Consider the following 1,900-nt stretch of genomic DNA (forward strand, 5'->3'; position numbering starts at 1 on the left):
CGAAGGTGGGACCAGCGATTGGGACGAAGTCGTAACAAGGTAGCCGTACCGGAAGGTGCGGCTGGATCACCTCCTTTCTAAGGAGCACATGGCCGCTTGCAGGCGAATGTTCTGCACGGTTGCTCATGGGTGGAACGTTGACTATTCGGCACACTGGGTTGGCATCCGTTAGTACTGCTTCGGCGTGGAAGACGGATTGTTGATCGGGTGTGTCGGGCACGTTGTTGGGTCCTGAGGGAATGGCCGTGAGGCTGTTTCTTCTGGGATGCCGGCCTCATCTGATGTGCTCTTCGGGGTGTTGAGGGTGTGTGACTGGTCGTTGTTTGAGAACTGCACAGTGGACGCGAGCATCTGTGGCCAAGTTTTTAAGGGCGCACGGTGGATGCCTTGGCACCAGGAACCGATGAAGGACGTGGGAGGCCACGATAGTCCCCGGGGAGCCGTCAACCAGGCTTTGATCCGGGGGTTTCCGAATGGGGAAACCCGGCAGTCGTCATGGGCTGTCACCCGCTGCTGAACACATAGGCAGTGTGGAGGGAACGCGGGGAAGTGAAACATCTCAGTACCCGCAGGAAGAGAAAACAACCGTGATTCCGGGAGTAGTGGCGAGCGAAACCGGATGAGGCTAAACCGTGATGGTGTGAGACCCGGCAGGGGTTGCCATCGCGGGGTCGTGGGATTTTTCTTGATCGGTCTGCCGGCCGGTCGGCGAGTCAGAAACCGTATGGGTAGTCGAAGGACATGCGAAAGGTCCGGCGTAGAGGGTAAGACCCCCGTAGACGAAATCTGTACGGCTCGTTTGAGAAACTCCCAAGTAGCACGGGGCCCGAGAAATCCCGTGTGAATCTGGCGGGACCACCCGCTAAGCCTAAATATTCCCTGGTGACCGATAGCGGATAGTACCGTGAGGGAATGGTGAAAAGTACCGCGGGAGCGGAGTGAAATAGTACCTGAAACCGTGTGCCTACAAGCCGTGGGAGCGTCGTTCATCAGCTTGCTGGTGGGCCGTGACTGCGTGCCTTTTGAAGAATGAGCCTGCGAGTTTGCGGTGTGTAGCGAGGTTAACCCGTGTGGGGTAGCCGTAGCGAAAGCGAGTCCGAATAGGGCGTCTGAGTTGCATGCCCAAGACCCGAAGCGGAGTGATCTAGCCATGGGCAGGTTGAAGCGCGGGTAAGACCGTGTGGAGGACCGAACCCACCAGGGTTGAAAACCTGGGGGATGACCTGTGGTTAGGGGTGAAAGGCCAATCAAACTCCGTTATAGCTGGTTCTCCCCGAAATGCATTTAGGTGCAGCGTCACGTGTTTCTTGCCGGAGGTAGAGCACTGGATAGGCGATGGGCCTTACCGGGTTACTGACCTTAGCCAAACTCCGAATGCCGGTAAGTGAGAGCGTGGCAGTGAGACTGTGGGGGATAAGCTCCATGGTCGAGAGGGAAACAGCCCAGAACACCGACTAAGGTCCCTAAGCGTGTGCTAAGTGGGAAAGGATGTGGAGTCGCAGAGACAACCAGGAGGTTGGCTTAGAAGCAGCCACCCTTGAAAGAGTGCGTAATAGCTCACTGGTCAAGTGATTCCGCGCCGACAATGTAGCGGGGCTCAAGCACATCACCGAAGTCGTGTCATTGCAGCATGAAGGGCTAACGCCTGCTGTGATGGGTAGGGGAGCGTCGTGTGCCGGGTGAAGCGGCGGTGGAAACCAGTCGTGGACGGTATACGAGTGAGAATGCAGGCATGAGTAGCGATACAAGAGTGGGAAACTCTTGCGCCGATTGACCAAGGGTTCCTGGGTCAAGCTGATCTGCCCAGGGTAAGTCGGGACCTAAGGCGAGGCCGACAGGCGTAGTCGATGGACAACGGGTTGATATTCCCGTACCCGCTTTGAAGCGCCAACGCTGAACC

General features: G+C 57.2%; 2 rRNA genes. Both read left to right on the top strand.

The window, feature by feature from the left end:
- A 16S ribosomal RNA gene (locus ACIOGZ_RS41810) occupies nt 1-77 on the top strand; the annotation flags it as partial.
- 278 nt (nt 78-355) lie between these two features.
- Nucleotides 356-1,900 (top strand): 23S ribosomal RNA (locus tag ACIOGZ_RS41815); the annotation flags it as partial.

This window comes from Kitasatospora sp. NPDC088160, assembly GCF_044741445.1.
Classification (GTDB): Bacteria; Actinomycetota; Actinomycetes; order Streptomycetales; family Streptomycetaceae; genus Kitasatospora.